This is a genomic window from Streptomyces sp. NPDC058371 (genome assembly GCF_042723265.1).
Taxonomy (GTDB): domain Bacteria; phylum Actinomycetota; class Actinomycetes; order Streptomycetales; family Streptomycetaceae; genus Streptomyces.
Genome location: NZ_JBHXJC010000013.1, coordinates 15,610 through 33,271, shown reverse-complemented (window position 1 = coordinate 33,271; position 17,662 = coordinate 15,610). Strand labels below are relative to the sequence as shown.

The window sequence follows — 17,662 nt, the reverse complement described above, 5'->3', positions numbered from 1 at the left end:
GCCGGGCGCGACCCGCTCGCGCCCGGTGTTCCAGGGGACGTGCGGTTCTCGCACGGAATCCCGACACCATGTCATGGCCGCCCGCGCGCCCACCCGGCGCCGAGTGGCCCGAGAGGGAGTACGAGAAGGTGGCAGCACCGAAGAAGGGCCGGAGCTCGAGCGCCCAGAGCAGGCCGGGGCGCTCGCTGGCCCTCATCCTGATCGCGATCGTGGCGCTCACCGGGGGGATGTTCCTCTCCGGGCACCCCACTCCGCGTCTCGGCATCGACCTCGCCGGCGGCACGAGCATCACGCTCACGGCGAAGAACGAGCCGGGACAGCCCAACGCGATCAACAAGACCAACATGGACACCGCGGTCGACATCATGAACCGCCGTGTCAACGGTCTCGGTGTCTCTGAGGCCGAGGTGCAGACCCAGGGATCCGACAACATCATTGTCAACATCCCCAAGGGCACCAACTCCGAGCAGGCCCGGAAGCAGGTCGGCACCACCGCCAAGCTCTACTTCCGCCCGGTCCTGGCCACCGAGGTCTCCGGCGCCGACGCGACGGCCAGCCCCTCGCCGAGCAGCAGCTCCTCGAAGAAGGCCACGGACAAGGCGACCGACAAGGCCACGGACAAGGCGTCCCCGTCCTCGTCGGGCTCCACGACCCCGTCGGCCACCGCCACGTCCCAGGGCCGCCCGGTCACCGACGCCCTGAAGGCCGACGCCACGCCGTCGGCGAGCTCGTCGCCCTCCGCCAGCGCCTCGCCGTCCGCGAGCAGCAGCGCTGACCCGGCGACCGAGAAGCTCCAGGCCGAGTACGCCGCGCTCGACTGCCGCAAGGAGGCGCAGCGCACCAAGGCCGGCGACGGTTCGAAAGCCGACGAGCCCACCGTGGCCTGTGGCCAGAACTCCGGGGGCCAGTGGCAGAAGTACGTCCTCGGCCCCGCCGAGGTGTCGGGCACGGACGTCAAGGGGTCCCAGGCCGTCTACGACACCCAGAGCGGCGCGGGCTGGAAGGTCACCATGGACTTCACGTCCGGTGGCTCCAAGAAGTTCGGCAGCATCACGGGCAAGCTCGCGCAGAACCAGCCCCCGCAGAACCAGTTCGCCATCGTCCTCGACGGTGATGTCGTCTCCGACCCGTCCGTCAGCCAGGCGCTGACCGGTGGCAGTGCGGAGATCTCCGGCAGCTTCGACCAGACCGAGGCGCAGGACCTGGCCAACATGCTGAAGTACGGTGCGCTGCCGCTCACCTTCAAGGAGTCCAGCGTCACCACGGTGACCGCGGCGCTCGGTGGCGAGCAGCTGCACGCCGGTATGATCGCGGGCGCGATCGGCCTGGGCCTGGTCATCATCTACCTGGTGCTCTACTACCGCGGCCTGTCGCTCATCGCCATCGCCTCCCTGATGGTCTCCGCCGTCCTCACGTACGTGATCATGGCGCTGCTCGGCCCCACCATCGGCTTCGCGCTGAACCTGCCGGCCGTGTGCGGAGCGATCGTCGCGATCGGAATCACAGCGGACTCGTTCATCGTGTTCTTCGAACGCATCCGGGACGAGATCCGCGAGGGCCGCACCCTGCGGCCTGCCGTCGAGCGCGCCTGGCCGCGAGCCCGGCGCACCATCCTGGTCTCCGACTTCGTGTCGTTCCTGGCCGCCGCGGTGCTCTTCATCGTCACCGTCGGCAAGGTCCAGGGCTTCGCGTTCACGCTCGGTCTGACCACGGTGCTCGACGTGGTCGTCGTCTTCTTCTTCACCAAGCCGCTGATGACGATCCTCGCCCGCAAGGAGTTCTTCGCGAGCGGCCACAAGTGGTCCGGCCTGGACCCGAAGCGGCTCGGCGCCAAGCCCCCGCTGCGCCGCACCCGCCGTCCCTCCGCCCCCGTCGACACGAAGGAGGCGTGAGATGTCGAAACTCGGCACCCTCGGCGCCCGACTGCACCGCGGCGAGATCGGCTACGACTTCGTCGGCAAGCGCAAGATCTGGTACGGCATCTCGATCCTGATCACCATCACGGCCATCCTCGGCCTGACGGTGCGCGGCCTGAACATGGGCATCGAGTTCCAGGGCGGCGCGGTCTTCACCACTCAGAAGACCAGCGTCTCGGTGTCCCAGGCCGAGACGGACGCGGAAGCGGCGTCAGGTCACGACGCGATCGTCCAGAAGCTCGGCAACGGCGGCCTGCGCATCCAGATCGCCGGCATCGACACCGACAAGTCGGACAAGATCAAGACCGAGCTCGCCAAGGACCTGAACGTCGACCCGGAGAAGATCAACGCCGACCTGGTCGGCCCCAGCTGGGGTGACCAGATCGCCAACAAGGCCTGGGAGGGCCTGGCGATCTTCATGGTCCTCGTGGTGATCTATCTGGCGATCGCCTTCGAGTGGCGCATGGCCATCGCCGCGCTGGTGGCCCTGATCCACGACATCACGATCACGGTCGGCATCTACGCCCTGGTCGGCTTCGAGGTCACCCCGGGCACCGTGATCGGTCTGCTCACGATCCTCGGTTACTCGCTCTACGACACGGTCGTCGTCTTCGACAGTCTCAAGGAGCAGACGAAGGACATCACCAAGCAGACCCGCTGGACGTACAGCGAGATCGCCGACCGTTCGATCAACGGCACCCTGGTCCGTTCGATCAACACGACGGTGGTCGCGCTGCTGCCCGTCGCCGGCCTGCTGTTCATCGGCGGCGGCGTCCTCGGCGCGGGCACGCTCAACGACATCTCGCTGTCGCTGTTCGTCGGCCTCGCGGCCGGTGCGTACTCCTCGATCTTCATCGCCACGCCGCTCGTCGCCGACCTCAAGGAGCGCGAGCCGCAGATGAAGGCCCTCAGGAAGCGGGTCCTCGCCAAGCGGGCGCAGGCCGCCGCGCAGGGCGTGCCCCTGGACGCCCCCGTCAGCGCCGAGGAGCCGGACGACGAGTCCGAGGACGCGGCTCCCGCGGTCGTCGGCCCGCGCAACCAGCCGGCATCCCGCAACCGCGGCCGTGGCCGCCCGTCCGGGAAGCGTCGATGACCGGCATCGAGGAACTGCTGCTCAGCCGGATCCGGGACGTTCCGGACTACCCGGAGCCGGGCGTGATGTTCAAGGACATCACCCCGCTCCTGGCGGACCCGGCGGCCTTCACGGCGCTCACCGACGCGCTCGCGGAGATCAGCGTCCGCAACGGCGCGACGAAGATCGTCGGCCTGGAGGCCCGCGGCTTCATCCTCGGCGCCCCGGTCGCCGTCCGCGCGGGGCTCGGCTTCATCCCCGTACGCAAGGCGGGCAAGCTCCCCGGAGCGACCCTGAGCCAGGCGTACGAGCTGGAGTACGGCACCGCCGAGATCGAGGTGCACGCCGAGGACCTGGCCGCCGGTGACCGCGTCATGGTCGTCGACGACGTCCTCGCCACCGGCGGCACCGCCGGGGCCTCGGTCGAGCTCATCCGCCGGGCCGGCGCCGAGGTCGCGGGCGTCGCCGTGCTGATGGAGCTCGGCTTCCTCGGCGGGCGTGCCCGGCTGGAGCCGACCCTCGGGGGCGCCCCGCTGGAGGCGCTGCTCAAGGTGTGAGCACGTCGGCGACAGCCGGTTGGAAAGGCCCTGGGCACCCGTGGCAACGCCTGGAAGGCCCATAGGACACCGCGGAGGCGGGCCCGGAGGAATCCGGTGCCCGCCTCTGGTGTTCCTCCTGTACGAGGCCGTCACAGCGGCCCGAGGCGAGCCCGGAGCCCAGGATCGCTACCATGGGATCTCCGGAGCCTGACCGGGGGACCCGGAACGCGCACGAGGAGCCCTCTTGCCAGACGAGGCCCAGCCACTGATCGCCGCCGAGCCCGACGCCACTCCGGGCCCCGCGGACGAGCCCGCGAAGAACGCCACGCACGGGCCGGTCGAGCACGCCCAGGCGGCGCCCGACGACAAGGCGGCCGAGCAGCCACGTCCCAAGCCGGCCCCGGCCCCGGCGGAGCGCGAGCAGTCCGCGGCCACGCCGGTGGTCCGTCCCGCGGCAGGCCAGCCCGCACGCAGTGGCGGCGGCTCCTCCAACCGCGTACGCGCCCGTCTCGCGCGTCTCGGCGTCCAGCGCTCCAACCCGTACAACCCGGTCCTGGAGCCGCTGCTGCGGATAGTGCGCAGCAACGACCCGAAGATCGAGACGGCGACGCTGCGCCAGGTCGAGAAGGCCTACCAGGTCGCCGAGCGCTGGCACCGCGGTCAGAAGCGCAAGAGCGGCGACCCGTACATCACGCACCCGCTCGCCGTGACCACCATCCTCGCCGAACTGGGCATGGACCCGGCCACGTTGATGGCGGGGCTGCTGCACGACACCGTCGAGGACACCGAGTACGGCCTGGACACGCTCAAGCGCGACTTCGGCGACCAGGTCGCCCTGCTCGTCGACGGCGTCACCAAGCTGGACAAGGTCAAGTTCGGCGAGGCCGCGCAGGCGGAGACCGTGCGCAAGATGGTCGTCGCCATGGCCAAGGACCCCCGCGTCCTGGTCATCAAGCTCGCCGACCGCCTGCACAACATGCGCACCATGCGCTATCTCAAGCGCGAGAAGCAGGAGAAGAAGGCGCGCGAGACCCTCGAGATCTACGCGCCGCTCGCCCACCGGCTGGGCATGAACACCATCAAGTGGGAGCTGGAGGACCTCGCGTTCGCGATCCTCTACCCCAAGATGTACGACGAGATCGTGCGCCTGGTCGCCGAGCGCGCCCCCAAGCGCGACGAGTACCTCGCCATAGTGACCGACGAGGTCCAGTCCGACCTGCGCGCCGCCCGGATCAAGGCGACGGTCACCGGCCGGCCGAAGCACTACTACAGCGTCTACCAGAAGATGATCGTCCGCGGCCGTGACTTCGCGGAGATCTACGACCTGGTGGGCATTCGCGTACTGGTCGACACCGTCCGCGACTGCTACGCGGCGCTCGGCACCGTGCACGCGCGATGGAACCCGGTCCCCGGCCGGTTCAAGGACTACATCGCGATGCCCAAGTTCAACATGTACCAGTCGCTGCACACGACGGTCATCGGGCCGAACGGCAAGCCCGTCGAGCTCCAGATCCGTACGTTCGACATGCACCGCCGCGCCGAGTACGGCATCGCCGCGCACTGGAAGTACAAGCAGGAGGCTGTCGCCGGCGCCTCCAAGGTGCGCTCCGACGCGCCCAGGAGCACCGGCAAGGACGATCACCTCAACGACATGGCGTGGCTGCGGCAGCTGCTCGACTGGCAGAAGGAGACCGAGGATCCGGGCGAGTTCCTGGAGTCCCTGCGCTTCGACCTGTCCCGCAACGAGGTCTTCGTCTTCACGCCGAAGGGCGACGTGATAGCGCTGCCCGCGGGCGCCACCCCGGTCGACTTCTCCTACGCGGTGCACACCGAGGTCGGCCACCGCACCATAGGCGCACGGGTCAACGGCCGCCTCGTACCGCTCGAATCCACCCTGGACAACGGCGACTTGGTGGAGGTCTTCACCTCCAAGGCGGCCGGCGCGGGCCCGTCCCGCGACTGGCTCGGCTTCGTGAAGTCGCCGCGCGCCCGCAACAAGATCCGCGCCTGGTTCTCCAAGGAGCGCCGGGACGAGGCGATCGAGCAGGGCAAGGACGCCATCGCGCGGGCCATGCGCAAGCAGAACCTGCCGATCCAGCGCATCCTCACCGGCGACTCCCTGGTCACCCTCGCGCACGAGATGCGTTACCCCGACATCTCGTCCCTGTACGCGGCGATCGGCGAGGGGCACGTCGCCGCGCAGAGCGTCGTACAGAAGCTGGTGCAGGCGCTCGGCGGCGAGGAGGCCGCCACCGAGGAGATCGACGAGAGCGTCCCGCCGGCGCACGGCCGCGGCCGAAAGCGTCGGTCCAACGCCGACCCCGGTGTCGTCGTCAAGGGCGTCGAGGACGTCTGGGTCAAACTCGCCCGCTGTTGTACGCCCGTACCCGGCGACCCGATCATCGGGTTCGTCACCCGCGGCAGCGGCGTCTCGGTGCACCGCAGCGACTGCGTCAACGTCGACTCGCTGTCCCGCGAACCCGAGCGGATCCTGGAAGTCGAGTGGGCGCCCACCCAGTCGTCGGTCTTCCTGGTCGCCATACAGGTCGAGGCGCTGGACCGCTCGCGGCTCCTGTCGGACGTCACCCGGGTCCTGTCGGACCAGCACGTCAACATCCTGTCGGCGGCCGTCCAGACCTCCCGCGACCGCGTCGCCACCTCGCGCTTCACCTTCGAGATGGGCGACCCCAAGCACCTCGGCCACGTTCTGAAGGCCGTCCGAGGCGTGGAGGGCGTGTACGACGTCTACCGGGTGACGTCGGCCCGTCGCCCGTAGCCGGGCCCGAGAACGACAGCCGTCGGCCCCGGCACTCCGTGAGTGCCGGGGCCGACGAATTCGTACGAACCGAGAATCAGCCGCCGAACTCCTGCAGACCCTTCAGGGCCTGGTCCAGCAGTGCCTGACGGCCGTCGAGCTCCCTCTGGAGCTTGTCGGCCCTGGCGGTGTTGCCCGCGGAGCGCGCCGTCTCGATCTGGCCCTGGAGCTTGTCCACCGCCGCCTGCAGCTGACCGGTCAGACCCTCGGCACGCGCGCGTGCCTCCGGGTTGGTCCGGCGCCACTCGGTCTCCTCGGACTCCTGGAGAGCCCGCTCCACCGCGTGCATCCGGCCCTCGACCTTGGGCCGGGCGTCGCGCGGCACATGACCGATGGCCTCCCACCGCTCGTTGATCGAGCGGAAGGTGGCGCGGGCGGCCTTGAGATCCTGCACCGGGACGAGCTTCTCGGCCTCTTCGGCCAGCTCCTCCTTCAGCTTCAGGTTCTCCGTCTGCTCCGCGTCCCGCTCGGCGAACACCGAGCTGCGCGCCGCGAAGAACACGTCCTGGGCGCCGCGGAAGCGATTCCACAGATCGTCCTCGTGCTCGCGCTGGGCGCGGCCCGCGGCCTTCCAGTCCGCCATCAGCTCGCGGTAGCGGGCCGCCGTCGGACCCCAGTCCACCGAGCCGGAGAGCGCCTCGGCCTCTCCGACCAGCTTCTCCTTGGTCTTACGGGCCTCCTCGCGCTGCGCGTCCAGCGACGCGAAGTGCGCCTTGCGGCGCTTGGAGAACGCCGAGCGCGCGTGCGAGAAGCGGTGCCACAGCTCGTCGTCCGACTTGCGGTCGAGTCGCGGCAGCCCCTTCCAGATGTCCACCAGTGCGCGCAGTCGCTCGCCGGCCGCCCGCCACTGGTCGCTCTGCGCCAGCTCCTCGGCCTCGGTGACCAGGGCCTCCTTGGAGTGCCGCGCCTCGTCGGACTGCTTGGCCCGCTGTTGCTTGCGCTCCTCGCGGCGCGCGTCGACCGTCTCGACCAGTTTGTCCAGCCGCTGGCGCAGGGCGTCCAGATCGCCGACCGCGTGGTGCGCGTCCACCTGTTCGCGGATATGGCCGATGGCGGCCTGGGCGTCCTTGGCCGACAGGTCGGTGGTTTTCACTCGCTTTTCGAGGAGGCCGATCTCGACAACCAAGCCCTCGTACTTGCGCTCGAAGTAGGCCAGCGCCTCATCAGGGGAGCCGGCCTGCCAGGAACCGACAACCTGCTCGCCGTCGGCCGTACGCACGTACACGGTCCCCGTCTCATCGACGCGGCCCCACGGGTCGCTGCTCACAGCGCCTCCTCCACATGATGCCTGCGGAAGGCTTCAGCGCCCCCGGGCATCGTCCACAGTTCGTCACGGCCAACATAGGCGACCGGCGGGGCGGCTGTCCGCATCCCGCGCGACCGAAATTTCGCAGTTGGGGGTCAGGATTTCTTCACCGTTGCCTTGTTGATCACGACCGTTGCGTTGGGTGCGCCGTCGCCCTGCCCGGTGCTCTCGCCGGCACCCGCGATCTTCTTCAGGACCTTCATTCCGGAATCGGAAATCGTCCCGAACGGTGTGTAGTCGGCCGGGAGCTGACTGTCCTGGTAGACGAGGAAGAACTGGCTGCCGCCGGTGTTGCGGCCTTCCTTCGTCGAGGCGTTGTACTGGTTGGCCATGGCCACCGTGCCCGCCGGATACACGTTCCCCTTCAGACGGCTGTCCTTCAGGTTCTCGTCAGGAATCGTGTAGCCCGGTCCGCCCGTACCGGTGCCCTGCGGGTCGCCGCACTGGAGCACGTAGATGCCCGAGGTGACGAGCCGGTGGCACTTGGTGTGGTCGAAGAAGCCCTTGGCCGCGAGGAAGTTGAACGAGTTCACGGTGTGCGGCGTCTTCGACGCGTCCATGGCGATGTCTATCGTGCCGCAGGTCGTCTGCAGGTCCATGTTGTATTTCCCGGACTTGTCGACGGTGATCGCCGGCTCCTTCTTCCAGGTGGCCGTCTTCACCTTGCCCGCTGCGGGCTTCTTGCACGGGTCCGGCGCCTTGCTCGGTGCCGATGCGCTGGGCGACGCCTCCGCGCCCGCATTGGTCTTCTTGTCGTCGTTCTTGAAGACGCCGGTCGCGTATGACACGACACTGCCCACCACGACGACGCCGAGGACCGACGCGATCACCGCGTTGCGCATACGCGTCTTGCGTCGGGCCGACGTGCGCCGCTGCTGCTGCCGCAAGAACTTCTCCCGGGCGAGCTGACGCCGCCGCTGCTCCTGGGTGACCACCGGGTTTTCTCCTCATGCGTCTCGTGTGTGCTGTGGGACGCGTGCGTCTTATGAGCCGACCGCCTGCGTGTGCCCCGTACCGTATATGGGTTCGCTGAGGAAACGGCAGCGCCGGTAGGCTCTGAGCCACAGCTGCCCGCCCCGTACGACGCCGTATGACCTCGTACGACACAAACGAAGGACGATCGTGCTCATTGCCGGGTTCCCCGCCGGGGCCTGGGGGACCAACTGTTATCTGGTCGCCCCCGCCGCGGGTGAGGAGTGCGTGATCATCGACCCGGGCCATCAGGCCGCCCAGGGAGTCGAGGACGCACTGAAGAAGCATCGGCTCAAGCCCGTCGCGGTCATCCTCACCCATGGCCACATCGACCACGTCGCCTCGGTCGTTCCGGTGTGCGGAGCGCACGACGTACCTGCCTGGATCCACCCCCGGGACCGCTACATGATGAGCGACCCGGAGAAGGCGCTCGGCCGGTCCATCGGAATGCCGCTGATGGGCGAGCTGACGGTAGGGGAGCCGGACGACGTGAAGGAGCTGACCGACGGCGCCGAGCTCACGCTCGCCGGCCTCGACCTCTCGGTCGCGCACGCGCCCGGCCATACGAAGGGGTCGGTGACGTTCCAGATGCCCGAGACGGCGGACATCCCGTCCGTGTTCTTCTCCGGGGATCTGCTCTTCGCCGGCTCCATCGGACGCACCGACCTGCCCGGCGGTGACATGGCCGAGATGCTCGACTCGCTGGCCCGCGTGTGCCTGCCGCTCGACGACTCGACCGTGGTGCTGTCCGGCCACGGCCCCCAGACGACCATCGGCCAGGAGCGTGCCGCCAACCCGTATCTGCGGCAGGTGGCAGCCGGCCGAGGGAGCATGGACGCTCCCCGACGAGGAATGTGACGAGACCTTTCGTGAACACCTTCAAGGCCCCCAAGGGCACGTACGACCTGATCCCGCCGGACAGCGCCAGGTACCTCGCCGTACGCGAGGCCATCGCCGCGCCGCTGCGCACCTCCGGCTACGGCTACATCGAGACCCCGGGCTTCGAGAGCGTCGAGCTGTTCGCGCGCGGTGTCGGTGAGTCCACCGACATCGTGACCAAGGAGATGTACGCCTTCGAGACCAAGGGCGGCGACCGGCTGGCGCTGCGCCCCGAGGGCACCGCCTCCGTCCTGCGCGCCGCACTCGAGGCCAACCTGCACAAGGCAGGCAACCTCCCGGTCAAGCTCTGGTACTCGGGCTCCTACTACCGCTACGAGCGCCCCCAGAAGGGCCGGTACAGGCACTTCTCGCAGGTCGGTGCCGAGGCGATCGGCGCCGAGGACCCGGCGCTGGACGCCGAGTTGATCATCCTCGCGGACCAGGCGTACCGCTCGCTGGGTCTGCGGGAGTTCCGCATCCTGCTGAACAGCCTGGGCGACAAGGAGTGCCGTCCCGTCTACCGGGCCGCGCTGCAGGACTTCCTGCGCGGTCTGGACCTCGACGAGGAGACCCTCCGCCGCGCCGACATCAACCCGCTGCGGGTCCTGGACGACAAGCGCGACGACGTCCAGAAACAGCTGGTGGGCGCGCCGCTGCTGCGCGACTACCTGTGCGACGCGTGCAAGGCGTACCACGAGGAGGTGCGCGATCTGATCACGGCTGCGGGTGTCTCCTTCGAGGACGACCCGAAGCTGGTGCGCGGGCTCGACTACTACACGCGCACCACCTTCGAGTTCGTCCACGACGGTCTGGGCTCCCAGTCCGCGGTCGGTGGTGGCGGGCGTTACGACGGGCTGTCCGAGATGATCGGCGGTCCCGCGCTGCCGTCCGTCGGCTGGGCCCTCGGCGTCGACCGCACGGTCCTCGCCCTGGAGGCGGAGGGCGTCGAGCTCGAACTGCCCTCGTCCACCAGCGTGTTCGCGGTCCCGCTCGGTGAGGAGGCCCGTCGCTTCCTCTTCGCCAAGGTCAACGAGCTGCGCAAGGTGGGCATCGCGGCCGACTTCTCGTACGGCGGGAAGGGGCTCAAGGGCGCCATGAAGAACGCCAACCGGTCGGGCGCCCGTTTCACGATCGTCGCCGGTGAGCGGGATCTCGCCGAGGGCGTCGTGCAGCTCAAGGACATGGAGTCCGGCGAGCAGACCGCCGTCGGCGTGAACGAGATCGTGGCGGAACTGGAATCCCGCCTGGGCTGAACGCGTCACATCCCGGAGGGGCTGGAGACAGCCCCTCCGGCATGTGCGGAGCAGGATCCGGGGCGGGCCCCGGGTAGGGCCGGCGGGGCGGCACAACCCCTCAGTCCAGCAACCCGAACCGCATCGCACTCGTCACCGCGGCGGTCCGGTCGTCGACCCCCAACTTGCCGAAGGCGCGCAGGAGATGGGTCTTCACGGTCGACTCCCCGATGAACAGACGCCGGCCGATCTCCGCGTTCGTGCACCCCTCGGCCACCAGCCGGAGCACCGCGGTCTCCCGCTCCGACAGCCGGGGCCGTTCCGGCTTCGTACGCAGCTGGTCGACCAGCCGGGCGGCGACGGACGGGGCCAGCACGGTCTCGCCCCGCGCCGCGGCCCGCACGGCCTGCGCGAGTTCGCCCCGCGGCAGGTCCTTCAGCAGATAGCCCGCCGCCCCGGCCTCCACTGCCCGCAGAATGTCCCGGTCGGTCTCGTACGTGGTGAGGACGATGACCCGGCACGGCAGCCCCGCCTCGGTCATCCGGACGATCGAGTCGACGCCCCCGCCGCCCGGCATCCGCAGGTCCATGAGCACGATGTCGGGCCGGAGTTCGGCGGCCAGCGCCTCCGCCTGCGGCCCGCTGGACGCGTCGGCGACCACGTCGAGGTCGGGCTCCGCGCTCAGCATCGCGCGCAGCCCTTCGCGTACGACGGGATGGTCGTCGGCGAGGATGATCCGGATCACGGTTCGCTCCTGGGGAGGGGCAGATGGACGGTGACGGTCGTGCCGTCGCCGGGAGCGCTGCGGATCCGGGCCGTGCCGCCCACCTCGGCGGCCCGGGTGCGCAGCCCCGCCAGACCGTAGCCGCCGGCCGGCGCGTCCGGGTCGAAGCCGCAGCCGTCGTCCCGTACGGACACGGTGAGCGCTTCGGCGGCATAGCTCACCGAAATGCCGACCGAGGCCGAACTCCCCGCGTGCTTACGGGCGTTGGTGAGTGCTTCCTGGCAGGAGCGCAGAACCACCACCTCGGGGCCGGCGGGCAGCGGGCGCACCGGGCCGCTCACCTCGACCGAGGCGTCGTGCCGGGCGGCGAGCCGGCGCAGCGCGTCGGGCAGGGAGGCACCGTCGAGGTCGGCGGGTGCGCCCCCGGCGACCAGGGCCCGCGCCTCGGCCAGGTTCTGCCGGGCCGTCTCCGCCATCAGCGCCAGATGGCGGCGGGCCTGCGGCAGATCGTGGTCCAGCTCGGCCTCGACGGCCTGACCCAGCATCAGCAGGCTGGTGAAGCCCTGGGCGAGGGTGTCGTGGATCTCCCGGGAGAACCGTTCGCGTTCGGCCAGCGCGCCGTGCGCGGCCGAGAGCCGGGAGAGTTCGTGCCGGCTGTTGTCCAACTCGGCGATGAGTTCGGCCCGTTCCTGGCTCTGCTCGATGAGGCGGATGACCCAGCTGCCGACGGCCGCCGAGAAGACGAGGGTGACCACGGCGAAGACGGAGTTGAAGAAGACGTCATGGCCGCTGGGCCACCACAGCAGAGCCCAGCCCACCACCGGGGCGATGTTGATGACGGTCACGGCGATCAGCGCCCAGCGCAGCCGCAGGGCGATGAAGCACTGGGGCACCAGCGCAAACGTCATCAGGCGGGTCTCACCGACCAGGACGCCGGGCGGCAGGAAGAGCACGATCGCGCCCACGATGTAGCCGAGGGCGCGCCGCTCGTCCGGGAGGTCGGAGGTGAGGAGAGGACGCCCGACCGCCACGTACCAGGGAATCAACAGCAGAAGCAGCCCCCCGGCCGCGACGCGGACGTGCCACTCCGGATGGTTCGTGCCGAGCACGAACACCAGAGTGGCCACCCACACGATCGCGAAGTACGAGTCCCACAGCCGGAACGAGCGCTCCCAGATGTTCGATTCCCGCGGCCCGTTCGGCTCCCGCGACTCGTTCGACGTCGAGCCCGGAGCATCAAGAGGCCTGCCGCGGGCACCGGCACTCATCCGTCGCGCCAGTTCTTCCACCGGAAGGTCAGCAGACACAGCAGCAATCCTCCGACGCACCACGCCCCCAGCACCAGTGCGATACGTCCGAACTCCCAGCCGCCCGCCTGTTCGAGGACCTGAGCGGACTCCGGCAGGAAGACACCGCGCAGACCCTGGCACATCCACTTCAGCGGGAACAGCGCGCCGATGTTCAGCATCCAGTCCGGGATCGTGTCGATCGCGATGTACACCCCGGAGATGAACTGCAGGACCAGGAAGGGGAGTACGACCACCGAGGTGGCGCTTCTGCCGGACTTGGGGACCGAGCTGATCGCGATGCCGAGCAGGGAGCACGCGGTGAGCCCCAGGGTGAAGACCCAGGCGAAGTCGAACCATGTGCCGGCGTCAGAGGGCAGATCAACGTCGTACAGCGTCGTGCCCACCACGAGCAGGACCGCCGTCTCCAGGGCGCCGGTCACGAGAACCAGCCAGATCTTCCCCAGGAAGTACGCGACCGGCGGCATCGGCGTGCCCCGCAGCCGGCGCAGCACCTTCTCGTCCCGCTCGATCGCGATCGAGATCCCGAGCGACTGGAAGCTGGTGGACATGATGCCGGCGGCCATCATCGACGGGACGTACAGCTGCGAGGCGGTGATGCCGGCGCCCCGGACGTCGTCGCTGAAGATCGACGCGAACAGGAAGAGGAAGACGACCGGGAAGGCGAAGGTGAACACCACCTGGTCGCGCTGGCGGAAGAACTGTTTGAGCTCCAGGGCGCCGCGCTGGAGGCCAAGTCCCCAGGCGCCCGGCAGACGCTCGGCGGCGACTTCGCCACGAGTCCGTACGGAGGTGATGGTCATCGCGGGCTCTCCTGTCCGGCCGGCGGCGCCGGCACGTCGGACTGCCCGGCCGGCCCGGACAGGCCGTCCTGTCCGGTCAGCCGCAGATAGACGTCCTCCAGGGTGGGGCGGGAGACGCGCAGCCCCGGGATCTCCCCGTCGAAGCGGCCGATGAGCTCGGCGACCGTCCGCGTGGGGGTCTCGGTGTGCTCGCTGCGCGGGGAACCGTCGGACTCCGTCCACTCGACGGTCGCCCCGGTGCCATGGCGCTCCCGCAGCGCGGCCGGCTCGCCCTCGGCGACGACCCGCCCCTCGGCGACGACCGCGAGCCGGTCCGCCAGCGCCTCCGCCTCCTCCAGGTAGTGCGTGGTCAGCAGGATCGTGGTGCCCTCGTCTGCCAGCCGCCTGATCAGCTCCCAGAACTGGCGGCGGGCCGCCGGGTCGAAACCGGTCGTGGGCTCGTCCAGGAGCAGCAGTTCAGGGCCGCCGATCACGCCGAGGGCCACATCGAGCCGTCGGCGCTGGCCGCCCGAGAGCGCCTTGATCCGGCTGCCGGCCTTGCCCTCGAGACCCACCAGACCGATGACCTCCTCCGGGTCACGCGGTTTCGGGTAATAGCGGGCGAAATGCCGCACGGTCTCGCGCACCGTCAACTCCGCGGGCGCGGATTCGTCCTGCCAGACGATGCCGACGCGTGAGCGCCACGCGCGTGTGCCCGATCCGGGATCCGAGCCGAGCACCGAGACCTCGCCCCCGTCCCGGGAGCGGTTGCCCTGAAGGATCTCCACCGTGGTGCTCTTGCCCGCGCCGTTGGGTCCCAGCAGGCCGAACACCTCGCCGTGCCGGACAGCGAGGTCGATCCCGTCGACGGCGGTCACGTCCCCGTACCGCTTGCGCAGACCCCGTACGTCCACCGCGAGTTGGTCCCCGTGTGTTGTCATGCCGACCAGACTCCCGGTGAACCGAACGCTCCGGGACGACCGTGCGTACCTCCTTATGTCCATCGAACAGTGGACACGCGGGCGCGTGCGGCACAATGACCGTGCCCGCAGGCCCCTCTCTCGGAGTGACGGAATCGGCGTGATGAGCAAGACGACAGTCAAGGACGGCGTCTCCCACGACCAGGAGCGCGTCGACATCCCGCGGACGGTGGGCGGCAGCCGAGCGTTCGCCCTGCTGCTGGTCATCACGGGTGCGGCCGGTCTGCTCGCCGCATGGGTCATCACGATCGACAAGTTCAAGCTGCTGGAGAACCCCGACTTCGTGCCGGGATGCAGCCTGAACCCGGTCGTCTCCTGCGGCAACATCATGAAGAGCGACCAGGCCTCGGCCTTCGGGTTCCCCAACCCCATGCTGGGGCTCGTCGCGTACGGCATCGTCATCTGCGTCGGCGTGAGCCTGCTCGCGCGGGCCACCTTCCCGCGCTGGTACTGGCTGACCTTCAACGCCGGCACTCTCTTCGGCGTCGGCTTCTGCACCTGGCTCCAGTTCCAGTCGCTGTACCGGATCAACTCCCTGTGCCTGTGGTGCTCGCTGGCCTGGGTCGCCACGATCCTCATGTTCTGGTACGTGACCTCGTCCAACGTCCGCAACGGCTTCCTGCCCGCGCCCCGCTGGCTGAAGAGTTTCTTCGGCGAGTTCACCTGGGTCCTGCCCGTGCTGCACCTCGGCATCATCGGGATGCTGGTCCTGACCCGCTGGTGGGACTTCTGGACCAGCTGACCCCCGGCCGGTCCCCGGGATCCCCGGGCCCGACGGCGTTGTCAGTGGTGTGACATAGGGTTTTGTACGTGGAGCCCGACCTGTTCACCGCCGCAGCAGAAGAACGCCAGGAAAAGGACCCGTCCAGCAGCCCCCTGGCGGTTCGGATGCGCCCGCGCACCCTCGACGAGGTCGTGGGCCAGCAGCATCTGCTGAAGCCGGGCTCACCCCTGCGCAGACTCGTCGGCGAGAGCGGCGGAGGCCCCGCGGGCCCGTCCTCGGTGATCCTCTGGGGACCGCCCGGCACCGGCAAGACGACCCTGGCGTACGTCGTGTCGAAGGCCACCAACAAGCGCTTCGTGGAGCTGTCCGCGATCACCGCGGGCGTCAAGGAGGTGCGCGCGGTCATCGAGGGCGCGCGCCGGGCCACCGGCGGCTTCGGCAAGGAGACCGTCCTCTTCCTCGACGAGATCCACCGCTTCAGCAAGGCCCAGCAGGACTCCCTCCTCCCGGCCGTCGAGAACCGCTGGGTGACCCTGATCGCGGCGACCACCGAGAACCCGTACTTCTCGGTGATCTCGCCCCTTCTCTCCCGCTCCCTCCTGCTCACCCTCGAACCGCTGACGGACGACGACCTGCGTGACCTCGTCCAGCGCGCGCTGACCGACGAGCGCGGCCTGAAGAGCGCCGTCACCCTCCCCGAAGACACCGAGGAACACCTGCTGCGGATCGCCGGTGGCGACGCCCGCCGCGCGCTGACCGCCCTGGAAGCGGCGGCCGGATCCGCGCTCGACAAGGCAGAACCGGAGATCACCCTCCAGACCCTCGAGGAGACCGTCGACCGCGCGGCGGTGAAGTACGACCGCGACGGCGACCAGCACTACGACGTCGCGAGCGCGCTGATCAAGTCCATCCGCGGCTCGGACGTGGACGCGGCGCTGCACTACCTGGCCCGGATGATCGAGGCCGGCGAGGACCCCCGCTTCATCGCCCGCCGGCTGATGATCTCCGCCAGCGAGGACATCGGCCTGGCCGATCCGAACGCGCTGCCGATCGCCGTCGCCGCGGCCCAGGCCGTCGCGATGATCGGCTTCCCCGAGGCCGCGCTCACCCTCAGCCACGCGACGATCGCCCTCGCCCTCGCCCCGAAGTCGAACGCTGCGACCACGGCGATCGGCGCCGCCATGGAGGACGTACGCAAGGGCCATGCGGGACCGGTGCCGATGCACCTGCGCGACGGCCACTACAAGGGCGCGGCCAAGCTCGGTCACGCACAGGGGTACGTGTATCCGCACGACCTGCCCGAAGGCATCGCCGCCCAGCAGTACGCCCCGGAGGAGCTCAAGGACCGGGAGTACTACACACCCACCCGGCACGGAGCCGAGGCGCGCTACGCGGACGCGGTCGAGTGGACCAGGAAGCACCTCGGTCGAGGGCGGTCCTGATCACCCTGTACGATGGCTCGCAGTGCTGAGTCCCGTGCCCGACTCCGGTCGGCGTCACCACACGGGACACCCAGCCGGAACCCCGACACCGCAAGGCGAGGGGATCCAGGAGCGTCGCGCACCGTTGAAGGTGTCGCGTGCAGCCCACCACCCACCCGGTTCTCCGGGGACGGTCGGTGGGCCACTCGCGTGCTGCACATATGTGCCCAGACCAGGGAGCGGCTGCCCGTCACGTCCGCAAGGACGAGAGCGGGTTTCCCCGGCTGCGGATGCGACCTCCTTTAACTCTGGTGAGCCGAAATCACAGGAAAGAGACAGAAGACAGTGGCGAATCAGCCCCGCCCCAAGGTCAAGAAGTCGCGTGCCCTCGGCATCGCGCTGACCCCGAAGGCCGTCAAGTACTTCGAGGCCCGCCCCTACCCGCCGGGTGAGCACGGTCGTGGCCGCAAGCAGAACTCGGACTACAAGGTCCGTCTGCTCGAGAAGCAGCGTCTGCGCGCGCAGTACGACGTGTCCGAGCGCCAGCTCGTCCGCGCCTACGAGCGTGCCGCCAAGACGCAGGGCAAGACCGGTGAGGCCCTGGTCATCGAGCTGGAGCGTCGTCTCGACGCCCTGGTTCTGCGTTCGGGCATCGCCCGCACGATCTACCAGGCCCGCCAGATGGTCGTCCACGGCCACATCGAGGTCAACGGCCAGAAGGTCGACAAGCCGTCCTTCCGCGTCAAGCCGGACGACGTCGTCATGGTCCGCGAGCGCAGCCGTCAGAAGCCGCTGTTCGAGGTTGCCCGTGAGGGTGGCTTCGCCCCCGACGGCGAGACCCCGCGCTACCTCCAGGTGAACCTCCGCGCCCTGGCCTTCCGCCTGGACCGTGAGCCGAACCGCAAGGAGATCCCGGTGATCTGCGACGAGCAGCTCGTCGTCGAGTACTACGCCCGCTGATCGCTTTCCGGCGGACGTAGCACCACCAGCGTG

The 17,662-nt window shown here is 69.4% G+C and carries 15 protein-coding genes; 9 read left to right on the top strand and 6 right to left on the bottom strand.

Annotation, left to right across the window (positions count from 1 at the left end; all coding sequences use genetic code 11):
• The first annotated feature begins 128 nt into the window (after positions 1-128).
• From secD to ACFWM2_RS30210, 4 genes are all read left to right on the top strand, one after another.
• Positions 129-1,892 (top strand): protein translocase subunit SecD, encoded by a 1,764-nt coding sequence (gene secD, locus ACFWM2_RS30225; RefSeq protein ID WP_383286554.1) that lies wholly within the window; start codon positions 129-131, stop codon positions 1,890-1,892.
• A gap of 1 nt (position 1,893) precedes the next feature.
• Positions 1,894-3,009, top strand: coding sequence for a protein translocase subunit SecF (gene secF / locus ACFWM2_RS30220; protein WP_383286552.1), 1,116 nt, complete (start codon positions 1,894-1,896; stop codon positions 3,007-3,009).
• On the top strand, positions 3,006-3,545 hold the full coding sequence (locus tag ACFWM2_RS30215; RefSeq protein ID WP_383286550.1) for an adenine phosphoribosyltransferase: 540 nt from the start codon (positions 3,006-3,008) through the stop codon (positions 3,543-3,545). The genes secF and ACFWM2_RS30215 overlap by 4 nt, the downstream gene beginning before the upstream one ends.
• Before the next feature lie 226 nt (positions 3,546-3,771).
• Positions 3,772-6,303 carry a RelA/SpoT family protein gene (locus tag ACFWM2_RS30210; protein WP_383286548.1) on the top strand — a complete coding sequence of 844 codons (2,532 nt, stop codon included), beginning with the start codon at positions 3,772-3,774 and terminating at the stop codon, positions 6,301-6,303.
• Between the two features lie 76 nt (positions 6,304-6,379).
• On the opposite strand, the gene ACFWM2_RS30205 is transcribed toward ACFWM2_RS30210, so the two are convergent.
• Together ACFWM2_RS30205 and ACFWM2_RS30200 are read right to left on the bottom strand one after the other, a co-directional pair.
• Positions 6,380-7,609, bottom strand: a complete 1,230-nt coding sequence (locus tag ACFWM2_RS30205) for a DUF349 domain-containing protein (protein WP_383286547.1) — start codon at positions 7,607-7,609, stop codon at positions 6,380-6,382.
• A 134-nt stretch (positions 7,610-7,743) separates the two neighbouring features.
• On the bottom strand, positions 7,744-8,583 hold the full coding sequence (locus ACFWM2_RS30200) for a peptidylprolyl isomerase (protein WP_383286545.1): 840 nt from the start codon (positions 8,581-8,583) through the stop codon (positions 7,744-7,746).
• Between the two features lie 187 nt (positions 8,584-8,770).
• Between ACFWM2_RS30200 and ACFWM2_RS30195 the strand changes: the two genes are divergently transcribed.
• Both ACFWM2_RS30195 and hisS read left to right on the top strand, forming a co-directional pair.
• Positions 8,771-9,478, top strand: a complete 708-nt coding sequence (locus ACFWM2_RS30195) for an MBL fold metallo-hydrolase (protein WP_383286543.1) — start codon at positions 8,771-8,773, stop codon at positions 9,476-9,478.
• Between the two features lie 11 nt (positions 9,479-9,489).
• Positions 9,490-10,752 carry a histidine--tRNA ligase gene (gene hisS / locus ACFWM2_RS30190; RefSeq protein WP_383286541.1) on the top strand — a complete coding sequence of 421 codons (1,263 nt, stop codon included), beginning with the start codon at positions 9,490-9,492 and terminating at the stop codon, positions 10,750-10,752.
• Positions 10,753-10,852: 100 nt separating this feature from the next.
• Here hisS and ACFWM2_RS30185 read toward each other — a convergent pair whose 3' ends face one another.
• Genes ACFWM2_RS30185 through ACFWM2_RS30170 form a run of 4 tightly spaced genes read right to left on the bottom strand, consistent with a single transcriptional unit; the run spans position 10,853 to position 14,485 of the window.
• Positions 10,853-11,476, bottom strand: a complete 624-nt coding sequence (locus tag ACFWM2_RS30185; protein ID WP_383286539.1) for a response regulator — start codon at positions 11,474-11,476, stop codon at positions 10,853-10,855.
• Positions 11,473-12,762, bottom strand: coding sequence for a sensor histidine kinase (locus ACFWM2_RS30180; RefSeq protein ID WP_383286537.1), 1,290 nt, complete (start codon positions 12,760-12,762; stop codon positions 11,473-11,475). Before ACFWM2_RS30180 ends, ACFWM2_RS30185 begins: the two co-directional genes overlap by 4 nt.
• Positions 12,720-13,565, bottom strand: a complete 846-nt coding sequence (locus ACFWM2_RS30175; RefSeq protein ID WP_383286535.1) for an ABC transporter permease — start codon at positions 13,563-13,565, stop codon at positions 12,720-12,722. The genes ACFWM2_RS30180 and ACFWM2_RS30175 overlap by 43 nt, the downstream gene beginning before the upstream one ends.
• Complete coding sequence (locus ACFWM2_RS30170; protein WP_383286533.1) at positions 13,562-14,485, bottom strand: ABC transporter ATP-binding protein; 924 nt, start codon at positions 14,483-14,485, stop codon at positions 13,562-13,564. The genes ACFWM2_RS30175 and ACFWM2_RS30170 overlap by 4 nt, the downstream gene beginning before the upstream one ends.
• 142 nt (positions 14,486-14,627) lie before the next feature.
• Here ACFWM2_RS30170 and ACFWM2_RS30165 point away from each other — a divergent pair, with 142 nt between their 5' ends.
• The 3 genes from ACFWM2_RS30165 (at position 14,628) to rpsD (ending at position 17,629) form a co-directional block, all read left to right on the top strand.
• Positions 14,628-15,266 (top strand): vitamin K epoxide reductase family protein, encoded by a 639-nt coding sequence (locus tag ACFWM2_RS30165; RefSeq protein ID WP_383286531.1) that lies wholly within the window; start codon positions 14,628-14,630, stop codon positions 15,264-15,266.
• Between the two features lie 68 nt (positions 15,267-15,334).
• Complete coding sequence (locus ACFWM2_RS30160) at positions 15,335-16,690, top strand: replication-associated recombination protein A (RefSeq protein WP_383286529.1); 1,356 nt, start codon at positions 15,335-15,337, stop codon at positions 16,688-16,690.
• A gap of 324 nt (positions 16,691-17,014) precedes the next feature.
• On the top strand, positions 17,015-17,629 hold the full coding sequence (rpsD, locus tag ACFWM2_RS30155; protein WP_354727483.1) for a 30S ribosomal protein S4: 615 nt from the start codon (positions 17,015-17,017) through the stop codon (positions 17,627-17,629).
• Positions 17,630-17,662 lie beyond the last annotated feature (33 nt).

Coding starts and splice junctions, on each gene's coding strand:
- secF (WP_383286552.1), top strand. CDS start 1,894: ATGTCGAAACTCGGCACCCTCGGCGCCCGACTGCACCGCGGCGAGATC.
- ACFWM2_RS30215 (WP_383286550.1), top strand. CDS start 3,006: ATGACCGGCATCGAGGAACTGCTGCTCAGCCGGATCCGGGACGTTCCG.
- ACFWM2_RS30175 (WP_383286535.1), bottom strand. CDS start 13,565: ATGACCATCACCTCCGTACGGACTCGTGGCGAAGTCGCCGCCGAGCGT.
- ACFWM2_RS30170 (WP_383286533.1), bottom strand. CDS start 14,485: ATGACAACACACGGGGACCAACTCGCGGTGGACGTACGGGGTCTGCGC.
- ACFWM2_RS30165 (WP_383286531.1), top strand. CDS start 14,628: ATGAGCAAGACGACAGTCAAGGACGGCGTCTCCCACGACCAGGAGCGC.